At 42.9% G+C, this 21,562-nt stretch carries 19 protein-coding genes; 8 read left to right on the top strand and 11 right to left on the bottom strand.

Annotation, left to right across the window (positions count from 1 at the left end; genetic code table 11):
• Positions 1–69: 69 nt before the first annotated feature.
• Positions 70–513, bottom strand: a complete 444-nt coding sequence (locus PY364_RS17885) for a hypothetical protein (RefSeq protein ID WP_275524531.1) — start codon at positions 511–513, stop codon at positions 70–72.
• 313 nt (positions 514–826) lie between these two features.
• Positions 827–3,247 (bottom strand): putative PEP-binding protein, encoded by a 2,421-nt coding sequence (locus tag PY364_RS17880; RefSeq protein WP_275524529.1) that lies wholly within the window; start codon positions 3,245–3,247, stop codon positions 827–829.
• Positions 3,248–3,459: 212 nt separating this feature from the next.
• Between PY364_RS17880 and PY364_RS17875 the strand changes: the two genes are divergently transcribed.
• On the top strand, positions 3,460–4,146 hold the full coding sequence (locus tag PY364_RS17875; protein WP_275524528.1) for a ComF family protein: 687 nt from the start codon (positions 3,460–3,462) through the stop codon (positions 4,144–4,146).
• 3 nt (positions 4,147–4,149) lie between these two features.
• On the opposite strand, the gene rbsK is transcribed toward PY364_RS17875, so the two are convergent.
• Positions 4,150–5,073, bottom strand: a complete 924-nt coding sequence (gene rbsK, locus PY364_RS17870) for a ribokinase (RefSeq protein WP_275524526.1) — start codon at positions 5,071–5,073, stop codon at positions 4,150–4,152.
• A 4-nt stretch (positions 5,074–5,077) separates the two neighbouring features.
• Positions 5,078–5,209 carry a hypothetical protein gene (locus PY364_RS17865; protein ID WP_275524525.1) on the bottom strand — a complete coding sequence of 44 codons (132 nt, stop codon included), beginning with the start codon at positions 5,207–5,209 and terminating at the stop codon, positions 5,078–5,080.
• A 332-nt stretch (positions 5,210–5,541) separates the two neighbouring features.
• Here PY364_RS17865 and PY364_RS17860 point away from each other — a divergent pair, with 332 nt between their 5' ends.
• From PY364_RS17860 to PY364_RS17845, 4 genes are all read left to right on the top strand, one after another.
• Positions 5,542–6,240, top strand: coding sequence for a Crp/Fnr family transcriptional regulator (locus PY364_RS17860; RefSeq protein WP_275524523.1), 699 nt, complete (start codon positions 5,542–5,544; stop codon positions 6,238–6,240).
• Positions 6,241–6,359: 119 nt separating this feature from the next.
• Positions 6,360–7,028 carry an HAD-IB family phosphatase gene (locus PY364_RS17855; protein WP_343277895.1) on the top strand — a complete coding sequence of 223 codons (669 nt, stop codon included), beginning with the start codon at positions 6,360–6,362 and terminating at the stop codon, positions 7,026–7,028.
• 144 nt (positions 7,029–7,172) lie between these two features.
• Positions 7,173–7,778 carry a methylthioribulose 1-phosphate dehydratase gene (gene mtnB / locus PY364_RS17850; RefSeq protein WP_275524522.1) on the top strand — a complete coding sequence of 202 codons (606 nt, stop codon included), beginning with the start codon at positions 7,173–7,175 and terminating at the stop codon, positions 7,776–7,778.
• A 283-nt stretch (positions 7,779–8,061) separates the two neighbouring features.
• On the top strand, positions 8,062–8,934 hold the full coding sequence (locus PY364_RS17845) for an MlaE family lipid ABC transporter permease subunit (protein ID WP_275524539.1): 873 nt from the start codon (positions 8,062–8,064) through the stop codon (positions 8,932–8,934).
• Here PY364_RS17845 and PY364_RS17840 read toward each other — a convergent pair.
• A complete protein-coding gene (locus tag PY364_RS17840; protein ID WP_275524520.1) occupies positions 8,924–9,061 on the bottom strand; it encodes a hypothetical protein in 138 nt (45 codons plus the stop codon). The genes PY364_RS17845 and PY364_RS17840 overlap by 11 nt on opposite strands.
• 179 nt (positions 9,062–9,240) lie before the next feature.
• On the opposite strand from PY364_RS17840, the gene PY364_RS17835 reads away from it, so the two are divergent.
• The gene (locus PY364_RS17835) at positions 9,241–10,233 is read left to right on the top strand and encodes a hypothetical protein (protein ID WP_275524518.1); all 993 of its coding nucleotides are present in this window, start codon (positions 9,241–9,243) and stop codon (positions 10,231–10,233) included.
• A gap of 144 nt (positions 10,234–10,377) precedes the next feature.
• Here PY364_RS17835 and PY364_RS17830 read toward each other — a convergent pair whose 3' ends face one another.
• The 4 genes from PY364_RS17830 to PY364_RS17815 form a co-directional block, all read right to left on the bottom strand.
• A complete protein-coding gene (locus PY364_RS17830; RefSeq protein WP_275524516.1) occupies positions 10,378–10,869 on the bottom strand; it encodes a type IV pilin-like G/H family protein in 492 nt (163 codons plus the stop codon).
• Entirely contained in the window at positions 10,829–13,993 is a 3,165-nt protein-coding gene (locus PY364_RS17825) for a pentapeptide repeat-containing protein (RefSeq protein ID WP_275524514.1), read from the bottom strand. The genes PY364_RS17830 and PY364_RS17825 overlap by 41 nt, the downstream gene beginning before the upstream one ends.
• Positions 13,994–14,188: 195 nt before the next feature.
• Positions 14,189–15,100 (bottom strand): DUF1822 family protein, encoded by a 912-nt coding sequence (locus PY364_RS17820; protein ID WP_275524512.1) that lies wholly within the window; start codon positions 15,098–15,100, stop codon positions 14,189–14,191.
• A gap of 124 nt (positions 15,101–15,224) precedes the next feature.
• Entirely contained in the window at positions 15,225–15,908 is a 684-nt protein-coding gene (locus tag PY364_RS17815; protein WP_275524510.1) for a hypothetical protein, read from the bottom strand.
• Between the two features lie 581 nt (positions 15,909–16,489).
• On the opposite strand from PY364_RS17815, the gene PY364_RS17810 reads away from it, so the two are divergent.
• Positions 16,490–16,831, top strand: a complete 342-nt coding sequence (locus PY364_RS17810) for a hypothetical protein (protein WP_275524509.1) — start codon at positions 16,490–16,492, stop codon at positions 16,829–16,831.
• An 88-nt stretch (positions 16,832–16,919) separates the two neighbouring features.
• Positions 16,920–19,352: an FG-GAP-like repeat-containing protein gene (locus PY364_RS17805; RefSeq protein ID WP_275524507.1), complete on the top strand. Its 2,433-nt coding sequence runs from the start codon at positions 16,920–16,922 to the stop codon at positions 19,350–19,352.
• Between the two features lie 265 nt (positions 19,353–19,617).
• Here the strand turns inward: PY364_RS17805 and PY364_RS17800 are convergent, their stop codons facing one another.
• The gene (locus PY364_RS17800; protein WP_275524506.1) at positions 19,618–20,520 is read right to left on the bottom strand and encodes a pirin family protein; all 903 of its coding nucleotides are present in this window, start codon (positions 20,518–20,520) and stop codon (positions 19,618–19,620) included.
• Between the two features lie 240 nt (positions 20,521–20,760).
• The gene (locus PY364_RS17795) at positions 20,761–21,462 is read right to left on the bottom strand and encodes an alpha/beta hydrolase (protein ID WP_275524505.1); all 702 of its coding nucleotides are present in this window, start codon (positions 21,460–21,462) and stop codon (positions 20,761–20,763) included.
• Positions 21,463–21,562: the final 100 nt, after the last annotated feature.

The raw sequence follows: 21,562 nt of genomic DNA, 5'->3' as shown, positions 1-21,562 counted from the left end.
CGAGCCGGATTTTACTTCACTTATCAATTGCTATACCATCAACCCGGAAAAGCAGTCAAAATTCTCAGGTTAGAAAGAATAGACACGCCCCTTTTCATCAATATAAACAGACCTATCTAGAGGTGCTGAACCACCACCAATGTTGATGCGAACCGTCACCTCATTCGTCTTCTTGTCAACGTTATACTGATAGGTAAGCGCATTAGTTCCCTGTTGAACATTAATCGGAATATTGGCAATATCCCCCGTCCTATTTCCCTTACGAATGATAATACGTACTGTTTCTCCGGGAGATAAAGATGATAAACCTTTTTCAGAATCTCCATATCCCAACTTTAATCCTGTCTGATTCATTAAAATCAGGGTAATATCGCGATTCAGATCGACCTGTACTTCTGGTTGCCAAAACCCTGGTCTGGGCCCGCCGTCTGGCGAAGGTTGAGACAAAACTGTACTGGGATTAATGAATGCGATCGCACTCAAAATACCTACTGTCAAAATTTTGAATTTCATAGTTTTTTCCTGGTAGCGTGTTAATCACCTTAACAAGACTGATATCAAATCCGGTTAATAGTCATCATCGCACCAAAAACGGATTGCTATCCAGTTTTCTGCGATCGCTCCCAAGGAATCAGGGTAATCAACCGGACTTGATATTAGGCATTACTTACCTAACCTGTCACTACCCCCGTCCTTTGGGGGATACAACTCATTTTAACAAAGAGCCGCTTGACAAAACATCTTCCATAAGTAATGACATCAGATGATATTCTATCGCCGAAATTGATTACTTCAAGGGTTAGTAGGCCACTTCTACAATCGACCACTATTCAGCAATCGATCGCCTCAACATTTGGCGGGACGCTTGTAACATCAACCGTTGCTCAGCACGCGCGATCGCCAGACAAGTCCTTTCCACCGCCTCCACATTCACAGAAATAGATGTAATTCCCCACCGGATTAGCGAGTCAATCATTTCAGGATATAATGCCGGAGCATCCCCACAAATAGAGCAAGGAATCCCTGCCTTATTAGCCATTTCAATTAACTGTTGAATCGCTCTCATCACAGCAGGATGGCGTGGGTTAAAAGCACTAGCCATTTGTTCAGAATCCCGGTCAATCCCTAATAAAAGTTGAGTTAAATCATTAGTACCGATCGCAATTCCCTGAACGCCAGCTTTCACATAATCAGGTAACAAAAATAAAACCGATGGCACCTCAGCCATAATCCAGAGTTGAAAATCTGGATGCAACCGTCCCCAAAGTTTTTCTAACCGATTGCGGCAGAAAGAAAAATCTTCTACCGAGCGCATAAAAGGTAAAATTAAGTTGACATTGCTATATCCCAACTGATATACTCTATCAATAACTGTCAACTCTAAATCAAATAGTTCCGGTTCCAACACATAACTAAAGCAGCCGCCAATTCCTGATTCCCGTAAGTCTAAAGAGCGATAAAATACAGGACTCGGAGCAAAAGCAGCCGCAAATAGAGCTAGCTGACGCGCCATTCGCTCTACAAATTCTGATTGGCGACCCTGTTGCAACCAAATACTAGGATGCTGATAATCCAAGGCTTCCAGTGCCATTAATTCCGAGCGCAATAGACCGATACCATCTACAGGCAGATTTTTAATCCGCTCTATTGAGCTAGTTTGGCTGACATTAACGTAAAGCTTAGTAGCTATTGGTAAGCGAGAATTTAGCATTGAAGAAAACTCAGTCATCCCGTCAATGCTCAGAGATTGAGCTGTTGCATTAGACAGTTGTGTATATTTTTCTTCTCCGATGTATGCCTTGCCAGAGGTGCTATTATTAATATTAGTTTCGCTCATTAAGTAAACTTCTCCCTTATTGCCATCTATTAACAATGAATCGCCAGTTTTAATCGCATGAGTGGCATCAGCAACTCCGACAACTGCTGGAATGCCGAGTTCTCTGGCTAAAATTGCGCCGTGTCCAGTCATTCCTCCCCGTTCTGCAATTACCCCAGCAGCAAGTTTGAGCCAAGGTAGCCACTCTGGGCTAATTTCAGAGGCAACTAAAATTCCTCCTGGTAAAAAATTGGATAACTTAGGGTTGGGATTAGTAATCACTTGAGCAGTTGCGATCGCAGTTCCCGCCGCTGCTGCTAGTCCCTGGAAGCAAATAGGGGCAGGGGGGGACAGATTTTCAGGTTCGCGATCGCTTTTTATCTGTTGCCTGTTTGAAGGAGAAACTTGAGTAACGTATAACTGCGGCTCTGAAGTTGATGCTAATTGACACAAAGTCCACTCCATCGCTAGGGGATAACCAAGGTCTGTTTTCGCCTTTTCTGCCATATCCATCAGCCCTTCCAGGTAAGGTTTATCTAGAGCGTATTGATTTTGCTCGACTTCGCTGAGAGCACAAGCCTGCAAAGGGCTGGCCGCACCGGAAATCACGAAGGAGACTCCTGTTGCAGAGGCTTCGCGATCGCGACGGAGGATGAAATGAGAATTTTGCGGTGTTCCTCCTTCTCCCCGATCGTTTGCTAAATTGTAGGCGATGTTTTTCTGACCTAACTGCTGACTCTGGATATTTCTGGTTTCTGGCTGCACTTGGTAGCAGTCAGGAATAGCCTCTCCCCAAATTAAGGACATACCCAAACCCCAACTAGCTTGGATTTCCCAAGCTGCGTCGCCATCGGCGGCGATGGAACCAGAAGCGATCGCATTCCGCAGGGGTTGTACTAAGACTGTAGGCATAAGTTGCTGCAAGCTTTGACCGCAACGTTTCCAGTAAAATAGACTTTTCGCTCTAAAAAGTTCCGCCCAAGCTCGTTTGATCCCAGTAGCAATAGCTTCTGAATCAGTCCATACTACTTGAGATTCCAACAAGCCAGAAGTTTTGATGCTAGGGTTGCTCAGGGAAGGGCGAAAAATCAGGGCTTTGGCATCTAATTGTTGTACTGCTGACTCTAGGGTGGAGGCTAAGGCTTCTGGCAGTTTGGCGGTGACAATCTGGTGACGAATACGCTGGGCGATCGCTTGGAGTTGCCAGGGATTATCAGCATTAAAATATAGATAGGAATTAGGAAGATCGGCAAATAGGGGTTCTAGCCAGTCAATCCCTGAGATGAACTCCCAAAATGTTTGAGCCGTGACGACAAAACCCGCTGCAACAGGGTAGCCACGCTGCATTAGGTCGCTTAAGTAAAACGCTTTGTCTCCAACCGTTTCTCGGTCAGAGGGTTGAATCTGATTGAGCCAGTGGAGGTTATGCACGCTCTTACCCTGTCGAGCAACTTTATTAAGATTTTATTAAATTTTGTGGTAACAAGTAAATTTTGAGGGTTAAGGCTAATTCAAAGACAGGGAACTTTGACAGGACTTACGCAAAAATATGCGTAGCGCCGCCATCTTGGCGGTCAAGTAACCGCCATCTTGGCGGTCGTACTGCGATCGTGCGTAAGTCCTGTTTGAGTTAAAATCTGACAATGGAAAAACGTTGGTGGACTTCTTACTTTAAACCCTTCTGGAGTTTATTTCTTAAGTCTAGCTGTTATCTTTGTCAGCGGACTGCACAGGGGGAGTTTTGTCAATATTGCCAGAAACAAATTTGGCAGTGTCAATTTGCCAACAAGAGTCAATTTTGGCAGGGAGAGATGCCGATTTTTGTCTGGGGACAGTATCAAGGGGCGCTGAAACGCGCGATCACAGCTTTTAAATATGATAACAACCCGGAAATAGCTAAACCTTTGGGTCACTGGCTGGCTCAAGCTTGGTTAAATTATCCCGAATTAGCTATTGACAAATTGACAGTTGTACCGATTCCTCTGCACGCGGCAAAGTTAAAAAAGCGGGGTTTTAATCAGGCTGAACTTTTGGCAGAGAATTTTTGTGAATTGACGGGTTTGCCTTTGCAGCGACAAGGTTTGGAACGAGTGAAGGATACTAAACCCTTATTTGACCTTTCGCGAAAACAGCGGCAAGATGAGATGAAAGAAGCCTTGATTTTGGGTAAAGGTTTTCGCCGTCGGCATCCCTCTAATGGTGTGTTGTTGGTGGATGATATTTATACTAGCGGAACTACGGTCAAGTCTGCAATTGAAGTTTTGAAGCGGGAGGGGATTCGGGTTTATGGGGTGGTGGCGATCGCAACTACTAAAATTGTTAACGGTTAACTGTTAACTGTTAACAGATACCAAAAAAGCATCGAATGTAGCGCGATCGCACATAGCAGGCTGAGCACCATTTTTAGTCGCACACAGAGCACCCGCCGCCGCACCCCAAACTACAGCCTCCCGCAAAGATAAACCAGCATCTAACGCTGCTGCAAGTCCACCATTAAAAGCATCGCCAGCAGCTACCGTATCAACAGCTTCGACAGCAAAAGCAGGGATAAAAAAGCTTTCATCAGCCGTAGCACAAACAACACCTTTAGCTCCTAATTTAATAATCGCATTATTAACACCAAACTGACGCAATTTAACAGCGGCTTGAGCAGCAGTTTCCTGGTTATTAACACTAAAGCCTACCAGTTGGCTAGCTTCAACTTCATTGGGAGTAATAATGTCAATTAACCGATAAAAATCTAGTGGAATATCTGAGCGAAAAGGTGCGGGATCGAGAATAACTTTTACACCAGCTTCGCAGGCAATTTTTGCCGCTGATTGGACAACTTGCAGGGGAATTTCTAACTGTAATAGCAAGGCTGTCGCCTTTGGCAATATTTCTTTTAGCCTTTCTAAATCAGTGTCATTGATGCAATTATTTGCACCGGGAATGACGATAATATTATTTTGACCGCTATCTTCTACAGCGATAATGGCAATACCTGAATGAGTGCTTTTATCGATTAATATTTTGTCTGTATTTAATCCATAAGATTGTAAACTTGTCAATAGTTCTTGACCAAAATTATCACCTCCCACACGCCCGATCAGATGGGTTGTTATTCCCAAGCGGGAGGCAGCTACGGCTTGATTTGCGCCTTTACCGCCGCCTGCGGTGAAGAAATGATGACCGAGTAGAGTTTCGCCAGGAAGAGGCAACCGAGGGGTTTTGGCAATGAGGTCGATATTGATACTGCCGAAGACGATTATGCTCATAGATTTAGATTAATGTAGCCGTAATTCTTTGAACAACAGTTTCACCAAACTGGTCATAGCAAGCGATCGCATCTCCGTCTTTGAAATATTCTGCTAGTCGCAGTTTAACTGCGATCGCCAGTAGGCGATCGCACACTTACATTAGCAGAGATTCCATTTACCTACTCAAATACGTCCGATCGCTAATTGCGACCTCCGTGATTCCTCCGTACTTCTGTGTAGCAGGATATCTAAGTGATGGGCATTTTTACAGTTCTTTTGTATAAAATCCAGCCATTTAATACAAACTGTCTCGTCAACTTAACCATTTGGATGTATTTTTTGCTACATTGAAATTCCACCTCAGACTTACATAGGCAAATCTAACGCGATCGCGATCGCAAGTTCTGAGCACTTGAACATCCAACTTCCAAACAAAGGGGCCTGCAACATTCGTCCCTTGTTGACATATCTCCCAACATCTCTGTTATGCAAACAAATTCCACAACTTCAGACACTAATCGACCTTTTTTAACTTGGCAGCGAATAATAGACTGGGCCCAAGAACACTACCGCTATCGAACTTTTAACAAAGACGAGCGGATTCCTGCTAGACCCGGCCTGCTATATTTAGTAGAGCGCGGTTCTATCCGACTGGTAGGATCTACCCTAATCAGCGCCACTACTAGCAAAAAAAACCCGCGCCGCAATCCCGAAGAAGCTTTTTTAGGCTTCGTCGGCGCAGGCCAACCCTTTGAACTCGTCGCTCAGTCGCCTTTTACACTTCAAGCCTACGCCCATACCGACCAAACAAATGTACTGTGGATGTATTGGCACGATCTAGACAACTGGCCTCACTTCCGGCGGGAAGTCTTAGATGCCTTTCGCTATCAGCATCAGCGAAAACTATTGTGGCTCAGTACATTAGGACAGCGGCGAACTCTTGACAGATTGTACGGATTTCTGACTTTGCTAACCGAGGAATTCGGCGAACCTTACATTAATGAAGCAGAACCAGATATAGTACGAGGCTACCGCTTGCCTTGGCTTTTAACTCATTCTCAAATTGGCAGCGCGATCGGTTCTACACGAGTGACAGTGACGCGCTTGATGGGCAAATTGCGCTCTAAAGGTTTGATTTATACTCAAGATGATAATTTAATTTGTCTGCCTACAGACCATGACTAAAAGTAAAAACTTTTAACTTTTTAACTGTTAGCTGTTGACTGTAATGGTGTGGGAATGTAAAATTAATTCTGTACGGACTTGGCCTTGTTGCAGGGTACAATTAATTATGATTATTAATTATGACTAATGATCAGCAAATATCTCAAATCTCTAATCAAATGAAACGAGTTGTATTCTGCGACTTTGACGGTACAATCGCAATTGAGGAAACTTTTGTCGGGATGCTAAAGCACTTCACGCCGGAGTTATCGGCTCAAATAATACCAGAAATGTATGCTAGACGGCTGACGCTGCGGGCAGGAGTCCGACAATTATTAGAGTCTATTCCTTCGGAACGTTATCAAGAGATTATCGAATTTTCTAAAGGGAAGTTAATGCGACCGGGATTGGTAGAATTGTTAGATTTTCTTAACGATCGCGGAGTACCTTTTGTGATAGTTTCAGGTGGTATTCGGGTGATGGTAGAGACGGTGATGGGCGATTTGGCGGCTCGTGCAGAGGCTATTTATGCGGTAGATTTAGACCCTAGCGGCTCTCACCTAAAAGTGTTGTCTAAGTTTGAAGGGGATACGGAACTTGTCTCTAAGGTACGGGTAATGGGGCTGTATGAGGCTGATGAGCAAGTGGCAATTGGAGATTCGGTGACGGATTTGAATATGGCTAGGGTTGCGCCTGTTGTTTTTGCACGCGATCGCTTAGCTGAATATTTGGATAAGGAACAGAAATCTTACATTTGCTGGAATGATTTTTTTGATGTAATTGAGAGTTTATCCCAGCGATGGAGTTAATTGTTAACAGTTAACTGTTAACTGTTAACTGTTAACTGTTAACTGTTAACTGTACTAAAAACTTTAAAGATGGTTTACGCGAAGCACTCCACCCATCCTACAACTAACAACTAACAACTAACAACTAACAATTAACAACTAACAATGAATAGTGATTTAAGACAAAGTTTAATTGCAGCAGCAAGCCACTTTTATAATCAAGGTTGGATGGTTGGTACTGCGGGAAATCTTTCCGCTCGTTTGACTGACGGTAGCTTTTGGATTACGGCTAGTGGGCGTGCCAAAGGAAAGTTAACAGAAAAAGATTTTATTCGTATAGATATAGATGGTAAAATTATCGAGCAACCCCATTCAGATTGTCGTCCTTCTGCTGAAACAAGTATTCATCAGGCAATTTACAAATCTTTTCCAGAAGCTCAAGCTTGCTATCACGTACACTCGGTTGAGGCTAATTTAGTCTCTCGATTTACCGATGATGATAAAATACCTTTGCCTGCTATTGAAATGCTCAAAGGTTTGGGGGTGTGGGAAGAGAATCCAGAAGTAGTAATACCGCTGTTTACTAATCATTTTGAAGTTCCGCGAATTGCTGAGGAGATTTGCATTCGCTTTGCGATTTCGCCGCCACCAATACCTGCTTTATTAATCCGCGATCATGGTGTTACCGTCTGGGGTGACTCAACAGCTAAAGCTTACAATTATATTGAGGTGGCTGAGTATATATTTCGCTATATGGTAGCAGCTCGCTAATCGATTTTAGATTGAATTGTTTGTAACGCGGCGATCCTGACGGTGCCGATGCTGCGCCGGTTGAGGGCCCTACGTAAGTAATGCGTAAGTGCAGAGTAAGTAAAATTTGCTACAGATTAAGCTTTGTTGGGTAGGAAACACTGAGTAGCTGACATTAAGTCTAATTCATTAATTTTCCTTAAAAATTAGCCATCATTTGCCTAAAGTAGTTCTAATTTTGAGAAGATTAAATTAATACAAAAGTATATTGACATCGGTAACAAACGCGGCCGGGGAGCGTCAGATGCTGAAGTTGAGCATGAGTTTTAGGAATAGTTTAGTCAAAAAGTCTGTCCCAGTCAAAACTGAGTTTGCAAAATACAGCGAAGGGCGCGATCGCGCCTCTGATGAAACATTGGATGACAGGTGGTTTCAGAGATTTTTCGTAACCTTGTTGCTGGGGGGGCAAGTATGGTTGCGGCTGCTTAAAGGCAAGGTTTGCCGCAAACTGGTGATCGAGCATTTGGTAACGGTGGGGTTGGGTTCGCTGAGGGCGGTATTGCTGATTGCTCTATTTGCGGGGATGATTTTTACGATTCAATCGGCACGGGAGTTGATTCGATTTGGGGCGGTGGGGGCAGTGGGAGGTGCTTTTGCGATCGCATTTTGTCGGGAGTTAGCACCCGTTTTAACGGCGGGTGTGGTAGCGGGACAGGTGGGTTCTGGATTTGCGGCGGAAATTGGGGAAATGCAGGTGACGGAGCAAGTTGATGCTCTTTATATGCTGAAAACAAATCCAGTGGATTATTTAGTCTTACCGCGTGTGGTAGCTTGCTGCATCATGTTGCCGATTTTAACTATTTTTTCTGTGGTTGTGGGTATTGGCGGCGGCGCGTTTGCGGCGGCGACTTTTTATCATTTGCCTCCGGGGATGTTTTTGGAATCAGTGCGGACTTTTTTGGAACCCTGGGATTTGGTGACAGTGGTAGTTAAGGGAGTGATTTTTGGCGCGATTATTGGCATTATCGGTTGCGGTTGGGGGTTAACAACGACTGGGGGAGGGAAGGGTGTAGGGCGATCGGCTACGGCGGCGGTGGTGACTTCTTGGGTGTCGATTTTTATGGCTGATTTCTTTTTATCGCTGTTGATGTTTCACGAGTTGGCGATTACGAGATGAGGTTAAGAGTAGCGATCGCAATATTATAGAAACCAGCAAAGTAATTATAACTAATTTCCGTAACGCCGCCCTCTGGGCGGTTTTTTACCGCCAGAGGGCGGCGTTGCGTAAGTCCTGTATAGCTCACAATTAGGAAAAAGTTAGTTACTCCATATTACAAAACTGTAATTCAAATACAGGGATAAATGTCATGTTGAGCAAGCTTAATGATTATAGAGAGGCAATTAAAGGCTGATTGATACTACATTCCCTTAGCCAAAAAGCTTCTTTAACCACATTGATAAAACTAATTGAGGCAATTACCCAATGGCAACACTATTTCCTAATTTAACCAATGCACCGGGCAATAATCCTATTAGCCAAAGCCAAATACCACCAAACCCCAATCTTCCTAACGCTCCTCAAAATCAAACTCCACCAAATCCCAATTCTCCCAACCCTCCTCAAAATCAAACTCCACCAAATCCCAATTCTCCCAACCCTCCTCAAAATCAAACTCCACCAACTCCACCAACTCCACCAGCTCCACCAGCTAATAGTATTAACACCACATCAGGGAATGATAATATTACTGGAGACGCTTCCGATAATTTCATTCTAGGTGGTACTGGCAGCGATACCTTGAGTGGAGGAGAAAGTACCGATACAGTTAGCTATCTTTCCCTAAATAGTGGGATTACTCTTCAGGCTAAAGGTATTGTAGACAAAGGTGCAGCAGGTAGCGATATCCTTAATAGTATCGAACACATTACCGCTCCTTTAGGACAGATTAATACCATTGATGCTTCTACAGGTAGCGGCGTAGCTTCTATTAATGTGGATTTGTCAACGAATAGTTTAGCCGTTAACAATCTACCTGGTATTGGCACTCTGAATTTTACTGTAGACAATTTCGTTAACGTCGTCGGTACTCCCAATGTAGATGTCATTACCGGCAATCGCCAAGATAACAATTTAATAGGAGGAGGCGGTAACGATACCCTCTCAGGTTTGCGTGGCAATGATATCCTGATTGGAGTCGATCGATCTAGTGCTACACCAGGAAGTGATGAGACAGATGTATTGATTGGTGGTCAAGGTAGAGATACTTTTGTTCTCGGTGATGTCACAAATACATATTACAAGGGAGCAGGAGTTGCGTTAATTCAGGATTTCCAGCAGGGCAGAGATCTGATTCAGTTACATGGAAAGCTTTCTGATTACAGTATTGTTGGTAATTCTATCAACTTGGCTGGTACGTCTGACCAAATTGCTGTAATTCAAGGCAATTTTACGACTGATAGTTTTGTATTTGTCTAAAATTTTTAATTTTAGTCTCTACTATTGATTTGCCGAGATATAGTAGGGACTAAAATTAAGGAATTTTAGCTTGCCATTTTCATCTCGCAATAAACAAGTTAGAAGAGAACGATTAGCCGCTTTCAGATTAAGTTGACACAAAAATTAACAATATTTATCTGGATTAGATTTGACATCATTTAATATCTGCAATAACTCGAAAAGATTTATCGGCCAACTGAGAGCCACTTCTACAGTTTTACACATCAAAGGCTGACCATCCTTTAAATAAACCACATTTACATAAGATTTTAAACGTCGATTCTTAGCAATAGCCGCATGGATTGCTCCATTGAAAGAGCTATTATCAGCCAAAATTTCATAATGATAGTTTTCATTATCAGTCGCAGCAGTAAAATTTAGTGCATTAAAATCCCTTGTAAACTCTGTATTTTCTCCATAGTAAGAATACTGGCTTTTTCCAAGATTGTCTAATTTCACAATTGCATCAACTCCTTTAGCTTTACCTACTTGGCTCAAAAAACTTGGTAAAGCTATACCTACTAAAATGCCAATAATCATAATAACAACCAGCAATTCTATCAAGGTGAATCCATCATTTTGTCTTTTCAACCATTTGGTAGTAATTTTCTTCATGATTTGTTTGATTGGTAAAAGTAGAATTTTTCGCTATCCTTCGCCAAGTTAGAGGAATTTCAGCCTGATTCTGGCAAATAACTGGTAGCCAACTTGCATAAGAAAATTTCTCTTCCAGACTTTGCAGTTTTTCCCTCGCTTCCCGCACAGAAATATATAAAGATTTGCCGCTAGAAAAGGCTTTTAGAAAGCTCTTCAAAAATTCTTGAGCTACCAAATCCGGCACAGGTTCCCGCATAACAATAATTTGAGGAATGTATAAATTAGCTAAATTCGTGGCTAATCCCAAACCGTCGCAAGAATTAAAAATTGCTAGCTGTAAACCCCTTTCAATTGCAGCTTTTAAAGCATTTTCAAGTTCTTCAAGGCTTAGCTTATCTTTATTATTAAGATAAATAAAACCATTTTTGCCGTCAGCTTCACTATGGCTATGTCCTGAAAAACAGAGAATATCCCAGCCTTGCTCATCCCAGAGTAATTCATCAAATTGCTGGCGAGTTGGCTCCACTAAAAATACAGTCTCGGCATTAGGTAAATTCTCTAATATCCGCCGATCTTCAATGACATTAATACCTTCACTATTGCCTAAAATTGCCAAAATTCTCATTTCATTTCTGGTATCAATTGCTCTTACTACTCTGTCGCTTTCTGGCAAACTCAAACCCAATTCTGCTTTCCGATAATCATCAAGAAAAGTCCACAAATGCCAGGGAATATGCCTCAGTAAAGCATCCTCTGTTTGTAGAATCAACCGAATTTCATCAGTCGAGTTTAAATGTTGTCTTAGTTTCTTCTCAATAGGTCGAAATAGCTCCGAATCTAGCCAAGAATTAAACGATTTTTCTAATTCTTCTGCAAAAATTTTTAGGTCTTTTTTAGAAAAATTGGTAACTTGTCCTTTTTTAGGCTTGATGCGAAATTCGGATTGAGCATTATACATTGCCTGCCAGTTGTGATAACATTTAGCAATTTTTAAACTGGCAGGTAATTTCCCCTTAAATTCTCTAGGTAAGCGATGCCTATCTGACCAGATTTGAGCAATAATGGTAAACCCTTGCTCAAAGCTGCCATTAATTACTTTCAGAATAACTAACTTTTCAGATGTTGATTTACTAACAATTTGATTAATAACAGATGTCATCCATTGCATTTGTTGCCCGTAAGTTTCAAGCTGTTGATTTTGATTGGTAGCTAAAGCAATCATTTCATCATAAAATTGCAGAAATTGGCTGTGAATTTTGCCTTTATTCGCCTCCGATGGCACGCTGACTTTGACAACAATAACGCCGTTACCTTTATTCTCAATGCTTTGGATAGTCAATTCAGTATCTTCATTTTCAACTTGCACTTTTTTGAAAGATTGAGCAAAGGCTTTCCAGTCAATACCATTGCGGAAAATCAGGTCAACGGTGTCTACAACTTCTTGGAATAGCTTGCTAAAGTCCCCTGGAACAAATTCGCCGCTGCTGGGCCGGCGTTCCCGATCGTCGGTTCCTGGTTTGGGTTCTTCTAGCAGGTAAACCCAGCGACAGTCTACCCATTCTAGTTGAGTGGTACTGTCAATATTCCAGGTTCCTAAACCGCAACTACCTGTCATTTGGGCGTTGGTAAAGTCAGCATTAATTGCCTGAACTTGGGTTAAATTTGCCCATTCTAAATTAGCGGCTTCTAGTGTGGCGTTGGTAAGGTCAGCATTCTTTAAATTGGCATAGTTTAAATTGGCATCGATTAAGTTTGCACCTCTGAGATTAGCTTCTTGATATGATTTTCTGTAGCCATTTCTGGTGACGAGTAAATCGCGAACTGCGTGGTTAGTTAATATGGTTTCTCCGACTCGCGCCCAGTCAAGTTGGTGAGAATTATACCATAAGGTGCGGTCAATTTTGGCAAAGCTAAAATCGGCACTTTTGAGGGTGGCGTAGCTGAAATTAGTATTACTTAAATCTGCACCGCGAAAGCTGGGGCCGCCGAGGCATAAAATGAAGATGGCTATTTGGCGGAGGACATCATATTTCGGGTCTTCAGCTAAGGTTTTTTTGCCAATGTGAGTGTTAATGAACACTAAAGTTGCTGCGAGAATGATGGCAGTAGCGATGATGATATAATCGGGGGGTAGGAGGAGAGGTGGTTGCGCGTTCTCCCTTGCTCCACTATAGATGGTGAAACCACGAAAGATGGGACCGCCGAAGCATAAAATGAAGATGGCTATTTGCCGGAGAATCTCATATTTCTCGTCTTCAGCTAAAGTTTTTTTGCCAATGTGAGCGTTAATTAGCACTAAAATTCCTGCGATAGTGGTGGCAGTAACAATGATGATATAATCGGATAGTAAAAGGGGGGAAGCTGATTGCTTCCTAATCCATCTATCCCCTATGGCTGCGTCATTAATGGTGATGAAGTAACTACTAATTGTGGCGATCGCCATTGCTTCAAAGAAGACCAAAGTTCTGAGGATATAACCCCCAACAACCTCTGCTAAAGTAATAGCTAAAGGTAAAGCAACACAGGCAGTCATAGTTGCGATCGCAGTGGAAATTAAAATAACAACAGTTGTTGTGCCTTGCTCACCATTTTTGTTAATCAACACATCAATAAATCTTCCCAGTCTAAACTGTCTCAATGGAGATGTCAGCTTGTTATCAGTGCTAATACCTCCTAAAAATCCTATGAGGGGAATTGCAATGACAAGGGCAATCAATACAGAACCCAAAGCTTTTTGAATGCCTTGTCGGAAACTGATAATTACAATGGAGGCATTGGCTGAGAGGATTAGCAAAAACACCAGCAAAGCGGGAATCAAGTCGATTCTTTCTTCCGGATTGGGCGGGGCAGTATTGAAGCCGGGAACGCTACCGAAATGACTAACAGAGTTCGGGACTGCGATCGCGGCCCCGATGCCAGCCATTGCTGCTATAATTGCTATTACGATCACCATTCCTATTAGCCAACGGTGTGATAGTACAGTTTTTGCATGACTAAAATTTGCTCCCGTCAAATTTGCGCCAGTAAAGTCTGCCCCTTGGATATTAGCATAAGAAAAATCGGTATTTGTTAGGTCTTGACCTTTAAAAGATTGACCTTGTAAGTTTTGATTACGGAAGTTGCGAAAGGTAGATGACAACATGATTTTTAGGATCGGGATTTATGCAGTATTGACTTAAAACAAAAAGCCGGGGCGGGTTTTCTATATCTATTGTTTCTATTTGGATATCTTGGCGAACCCGCCCCTACAGGAATTATGTTTATTTAATCGGAGATGAGATAATTTGGTCACTTGCATTAGTTGGTTTTACTTCGTGCAACCAAGCCTACGTTACAGTTAAACTACAAATTGTTGCGTTATGTTCGCTGCTTCTAAGGCAACTTGAACGCTAAATGATTCTCCAGTTTCAGCACTAAAAGCTAATTGGATAAAATTATCTGCTTCCCTTGATTTTGCTTCTAAAACCGCGTCTCCAGATTCATCTAAGATAATTAGTTTTACTCCTTCTGGCAAGTAAGTTTGACTTTCCATTGGATGCACTTGTACGATGATATCTATTTCTGATTTAGCTTCTGGCGGTAGGGTGATGACTAATGCTAACTTCCGATCTGAAAGTTGCATTCCTAAGTCAATTTGCTGACCTCGCACAATGGATACTGCATTTCTAAACCTGACTGCTAACTCAGGTTGCTTCAGGTTTAAAAGCTCTCCAATTGTTCGCCATCCTTCCTCAAAAGTTCCTTGAAACCAGTTGCTAAAGTTCACAACTTTCTGAGCGTGAAGCTGATTAAGATAGGAGAGAAAATTATCTAGAGTTTGCAGTTGATTAAGGGAAATTTCGGCTGTGGCTGTTTTGGTAAATCCTAACAGAGTTGCTTCCTTAAGAGATTGGTTTAGTTGTACTGCTACATAGCCAATCCTGTCTTGCCAAACATCCGGGGGAATTTGACAAGATTTTGCATCTGGCAAAACGGGACGACACTCGATTTTTCCTAATTGATTTACGTCTAAGTCAGCGATATCTAATAGTTTAACCATTAATGGTATGCGACTATCGCTGGCTTCCCAATTTGTCTCAAACCCCATGCACTGTAGGTAATAGTTTGTTGCATATACAGCTAAAGTATTGAGATAAACTTGTTTAGCTTTTTGGGGATTAGATTGCTGTTGGCAATAATCTTGAGCGAGGGCATGAGCCTCGAAGGATAGCGGCACTGTAAATGTTAATGGTTCGGTGATTAATTGCATATTTTATCTCTCTTGTTTTTGAGTTCAGGACTTACATAAAACCATTCGTAACGCCGCGATCTTGGCGGTAAAGATACCGCCAAGATGGCGGCGTTACCTTAGCAGTGCGTAAGTCTGGAGTTAACTACTCCTGTAAATATTTCTGGAAATATGGCTGGAATTTCTGCAATCTCCGGGTGACAAAGGCAGCTAAACTCCCGACGGGAATCCCTAAATCGTCAGAAATTTCTTGCCAAGTTTTACCCTCAACAAATTTCGCAATCGCTAAAGATTGAAAAGTTACTTCAGGACGATTTCTCATGTGGTCAGATTTAAAAAGATTTTCCGGGTCTTCTTCCAGAAATTCGCGAAGTTGCTGCCATAATGGTGTTTCAGGAGGTGGCTCTTTTTTAAGTTTTGTAATAATGTATCTGTCTAACTCATCTAGAGATAAAATCGATATGCACCGATTTTTATATTCCTTTGCAATGTCACTAAAACGGTTTTTGAGCGTAAAGTTTACCCACGCCATGACTGGGTGTTCTGGCTTGTAATTGTGGATTTTTTGGCAAACATAAATGCAAGTTTTTTGTAATGCTTCTTGATAAAGTTCATCGTAAATTTCCGGCGACCATTTTCCTTTTTGGGGATGAAATAGTAAATTGGAGTTGATTTTTTTTAATTGGTAAATTTCTCTGGCAAGTTGATTTAACGCTTTCTGCCGATTGCGATTTAGAGGTGGATGTTTTTGAGCTTCTAGGGCGAGTTGTTTGAGTTTTTCATGGATATTATCAGAGGGCGGAGGATTTTCACAGTTTCCCATCTCCATATAATTGTCCCTGATTATTTGAGTGTTGGCTTGAAGCATAGGCCTAGTATATGTCAGAAAGGGGATTTATACAATTGTAAATATATCTGTAGGTGCGAAGCATTTTGGCAGATAAGCGATCGGTTAGAAACAGAGATTTATTGCCGGAATGCTTCGCCCCTACTAGCTTTACAAGCACTCTATGTATATCTATCTAGGGCTGAGCGAAGTTTTTACGCATTGATGCAGAAACTGTTACAAACCTTTACATTGAGGAGTACGAAAAAAAAGTTTGTGAGTTTTGCATAAAAAGTTGGGTAATTACCAGATAGATAAATAAGAGGTGGTACTTACCTTACTTGACCACTGTTTAGGGCGCGATCGCGCTCTAAATTGCAAAGGAGTTACGCATTGTAAGCGTTTAGCAAGCGTTTGGGATTGCTTCGTTGCACTCGCAATGACAGTAAATCGTTTGGGATTGCTTCGTACTCGCAATGACAGTAAATCGTTTGGGATTGCTTCGTACTCGCAATGACAGTAAATCGTTTGGGATTGCTTCGTACTCGCAATGACAGTAAATCGTTTTTATATGGGTTCATTCGATGACTATATTGCACAAGGAGCGAATTTTGCTAGATATCGAGATGATTGAGATGCTAGCGGCAAAGGAGATCGATCGACAGCTAGAATGTTTACCCGATGAGGTAGTGAAGTTACTTAATAAAGCTTCTGCGATCACTTACCTCCTCAATTTTATTTCTCCTTTACAAACTGTGGATGAGAAAGGCAATTTTGGGCAACATAATCCCACTATTGCAATGTTAGAAGAATTGATTTCTGAGGCCGCAGCTTTGTCTGTTCTGCGCCTGCTTTGCATTCCGCTCGCTAATGACAGAAGAGCGGGCAAGATATCAGCAATGTTTCTGATGAAGGCAGAGGTTTGATTGAGTGCAACTTTACCTTAAATTTGTCTTAACAAGTTTTTTAAGGGAAAAGTGATATATTTAAATAGGTGTTTCTATAGGTAAAAAAATGCCAGTCAATAATTTGGATTTTTCAACTACGGATATTTCGGTTGGTAGTAATCCGCTATCTTTAGCGATCGCAGACTTGAATTCAGATAACAAACCTGACTTAATAGTTGCAAACTCTGGTGGTAGTAACCTGTCGCAGTTGTTTAATTCTGGTTCTGGTAGCTTTAGTTCGCAGCCTGATATTTCTGTGGGGAAAAATCCGAGTGTTGTTATTGCTGGCAATTTCTTTACTGACCTACCTCAATTTATCTTCGGTTCTTTTGCTAGCAAACCTCAGATGATTGTCACAGAGGCAGACAAGAAGACTGGTTCAGTATTAACTAATTCTGGCTCTGGTTATATATCACTAATTAATTTAGGTTTTTCTTCTTATTTTCCAGATTCCGCGATCGCGGCTAAATTAAATGGCGACAGCAAGAATTACATAGCTTGGGTCAATAGCTCAAGCAACAATCTGTTAGTAATGCAGTTGAGTTATCCCATACCGCCAAGTTCACCGATCGCAGTTGGAACAAACCCGGTAGCGTTGGTGGCGGCTGACTTTAATGGCGATGGTAAAGGCGATATCGCAGTAGCAAATCGCGGTAGCAACAATGTTTCAGTGCTGTTTAATTCTAATGGCAGTTTTAATGTAAATTCCACTATTGCGACTGGGAATTCTCCACAAGCGATCGCAGCGGGGGACTTCAATGGCGATGGCAAAATTGACCTGGCTGTAGCTAATTCTGGAAGTAATACCATTTCCGTGCTACTCAACTCTGGTGCGGGCAATTTTACGCGCCAAGCAGATATTACAGTAGGATCGAAGCCTTCCGCGATCGCAACGGCTGATTTCGACGGCGACAGCAAAATGGATATTGTTGTAGCCAATGCTGAGAGTAATAACTTTTCGTTGTTACTTAACTCTGATTTGGGTGACTTTACGCGCCAAGATATTGCTGTAGGATCGGGCCCATCCTTTATAGCAGTAGATGATTTCGATCGGGACGGCAAACCCGATATTGTTGTGGCAAATAAGTTGAGCAACAATATCTCAGTGCTGATTAATAAGGGTATTTCTACAGCCACACCACCTGGTGGCCCTTCAGAAACACCACCTAGCGGCCCTTTAGAAACACCACCTAGCGGCCCTTCAGAAACACCACCTAGCGGCCCTTCAGAAACACCACCTAGCGGCCCTTCAGAAACACCACCTAGCGGCCCTTTAGAAACACCACCTAGCGGCCCTTTAGAAACACTACCTAGCGGCCCTTTAGAAACACTACCTGGCGAACCTACACCCACACCCACACTAACTCCGACACCAACTCCCACACCGATCGCACCCACACCCACACCCATACCAGTAACGACACCAACTCCCTTCACAATTTCCATACAGCCGACTCCCACAGCCACTCCGATAGCTATACCGGAATCGATAGCTGAAACAATTTCCAACGCCATAAATTCTTTTAACCCCACGCCAGTACCAACACCAGTACCGACACCAACACCCGCATCTGCATCCGCGCCAACGCCTCAACCTACTGTTACACCAACTCCTGTCCCAAGTCCAACACCAAAATTAACACCGACACCAACACCAATTTCTACACCTACTCCCACCCCAAATTTAGTCCTAATACCTGCACCTATTTCTGTACCAGAATCGATACCAACATTAACACCCGAACCTAGCCCGACTCCAACACCTTTGCGTGTAGTTTCTATTAACACACCGATCGCTGATGTAACAGGTAGTGGTGATTCGACAGGATTGCCAGAAAACATCAGTGGAGATGGTTATCACCTGTTAACAGACGATGGTGATACTAACATTCCAGGGGAGGCGATCGCGCCAAATATTTTTGCCCTATCTGGCGGTGATTCTCTGGTAGGAACCGAAACTGCGGATTTAATCAGTGGTAATGAAGGGGCCGATACCTTGTTCGGAAAAGGCAGTGACGATCTACTATTTGGCGGTAAGGCTTCGGATTTTCTGGATGGCGGTGATGGCAATGACTTTATTTGCGGTGACAATAATAACGACACCCTGATTGGAGGAGATGGCAATGATGTTTTACAAGGTGGCAAGGGTTCCGATGTACTTAATGGCGGTGCTGGCGATGATGTTTTGATTGGCGATCGCCATCAAGATATTCTGATTGGAGGAGATGGCAATGATGCTTTTATCCTGTCTGCAAGTCAGGGAACTACCCAAATCGAACTCACCGATGTCATTGTCGATTTTTCCCTGGGAGATGCGATCGGTTTAAGTGAAGGCATCACCTTTGCCGATCTCTCCTTTGAGCCAGTGATGTTACAGTTAGATGGAGCCATACCTGTTGCTTCTACGGCGATTAAAACCGGTGACAATTATTTGGCGATCGTTAAAGAAGTAGCTGCAACTGAATTAATTACTTCTTCCTTCTTCGATTCAAGCTTTTGATAATTAGAATTAATCACCAGCAGCACTGATAGATATAAGTAGTCGGACATAATTAAACGTAGGGTGGGCGCTCGCCGCTACAAGCCTGTAACTAATAGCAGAAGATAGTTATCGGCGAGCGCCCACCTTACAGTTTATAGCGTTTATTTATGTCCGACTACTTAGCAACCGCCAAGGGGGTTAGGACGTTCTGAATTCAGATTCTATTCCCTTCTTCCCTTTCTTCCCGTTCTTCCCCTAGCCCCTAGCCCCTAGCCCCTAGTCCCTAGCTATACAACGGCTGTTCTGGTTTACGATCCGGCTCTTCTGGCAGTGGGATAAATTCTGTCTCAACAGGAACCTGACCAAACCTTCCTTCCGTCCAATCGTGCTTAGCTTGCTCAATGCGCTCGCGCCGACTTGAAACAAAATTCCACCACTTATAACGCTCACCTACAGGTTCACCACCAACTACAATACAGCGAGCATTGCTAGAGGCAGAAACCTTTACCGATGTACCTGAAGTTAGAACCGCCAACCGATGTTGTTCTAGAGGCTTGCCATCAATAACAAGTCCCTCTGTTACGCTATAAATCGCCTGTTCGCTGTAATTTCCTGGTAAGGTAAATTGCGTTCCCGGAGCCATTTTTACATCCAAATAAATCATCGGTGAAAAAGTTTGCACAGGGGAAGTGCGATCGTAAGCCTCACCCGCAATCAAAGTGAATGAAACTCCTTTCTCCTCCCAAACAGGTAAATCTGTTGCCGGATGATGCCGAAACCAGGGTTCCGTTTCTTCGTACTCATCGGGAAGCGCCACCCAAGTTTGAATACCATGCAGAATGGCTTCTTTGCTACGCTCATCATCAGGCGTGCGTTCAGAGTGGACAATACCTCGTCCAGCCGTCATCCAATTCACCGCACCGGGACGGATTTCCTGAACGCTACCGACACTATCACGATGCAGCAAAGCACCTTCAAACAGGTAGGTGACGGTTGCTAAATTGATGTGTGGATGGGGTCTGACATCCACACCCTTACCTGGTGGAAACACCGCAGGGCCGAGATGGTCAAAAAAGATGAAAGGGCCTACCAGAGTTAGAACATCTGAGGGTAGAAGGCGACGGGCTTGAAACCCACCCAAATCTTGAATGTGTGGCTCGATGAGATGCTGGATGCTATCTGTCATAATCGCTGTTGATTAAGTTGTTTAGTTAAGTGGTTGGACATAATTAAATGTATAGCAAACGCCAAAGCAGTTAGGATGTTCTGAGTTCCCGAAACTCCCTCATTCTATTCCCTTCTTCCCCTTCTTTCCCTTCTTTCCCTTCTTTCCCTTCTTTCCCTTCTTTCCCTAGTCCCTAGCCCCTAGCCCCTAGCCCCTAACCGCCTTGGCGGTTGCTATAGTGCATTTTATCGCGTTTAATTTCTACTGCAAATATTCTATCCAAGATGGTACAATCTCAGGTGAACCGTACCATTTACCTGGCGATCGCGGTGAATGCCAAACGCCATCTAACACTAAATTTTCTGCACCTTCTAAATGTGCTGCGGCTATGGGGGTAATTCCATCTCCCCAAGTTTCGGCGATACCAATTGTCAGTTTATAACTGTTATAAGCTAACCAGGTTTTAAAGCCACGCTGACCAAAAATGGCCTTACCCGCAACGCAGACATAGCGAACATTTGGATGAAAAGCACCGGGATAGTGAATCTTAACAAAATCTAGGTTTTTACGAGTCCATCTTTCCTGACTGATGTGCGGCGTACCCAGAGTAACCAGCGTATTTACAGAGGGGAAAGCGTTCCATAAACCAACATCTTCGGCTACGTCTCCATGAATAGTATAGGGCTTTTCTCCGAGATATATCCGCGCAATCCAGCCGCCGGCTGAGTGACCGATAAGATTAATCTGAGAGCTATTATATTGTTGCAGGGCTTGTTTGACTGTGCGATCCAGTAACCGCAATATCGGTATCATCGATCGCCCTCCTACTGTTGGCCACCAATCACGCTGACTGAGGGGTACTATCAAGGTAGGAAAACCGCGATCGCATAAATTTTTCTCTAATTCGCTATATTCTGAGGCAGCGGCGAAATACCCTGGTAAAATTACTGTTGGTAACGGCATTGTATCTTTGAGATTTTTCTTTTGTTAATATTAGGTTGATTCGTAACAATGGAGTAAAGAAACCCTCCGTAACGCCGCCCTCTGGGCGGTAACGGAACCG

This window comes from Kamptonema sp. UHCC 0994 (assembly GCF_029167235.1).
Taxonomy (GTDB): domain Bacteria; phylum Cyanobacteriota; class Cyanobacteriia; order Cyanobacteriales; family Microcoleaceae; genus Kamptonema.
This window is presented reverse-complemented; position numbering and strand designations above follow the sequence as displayed.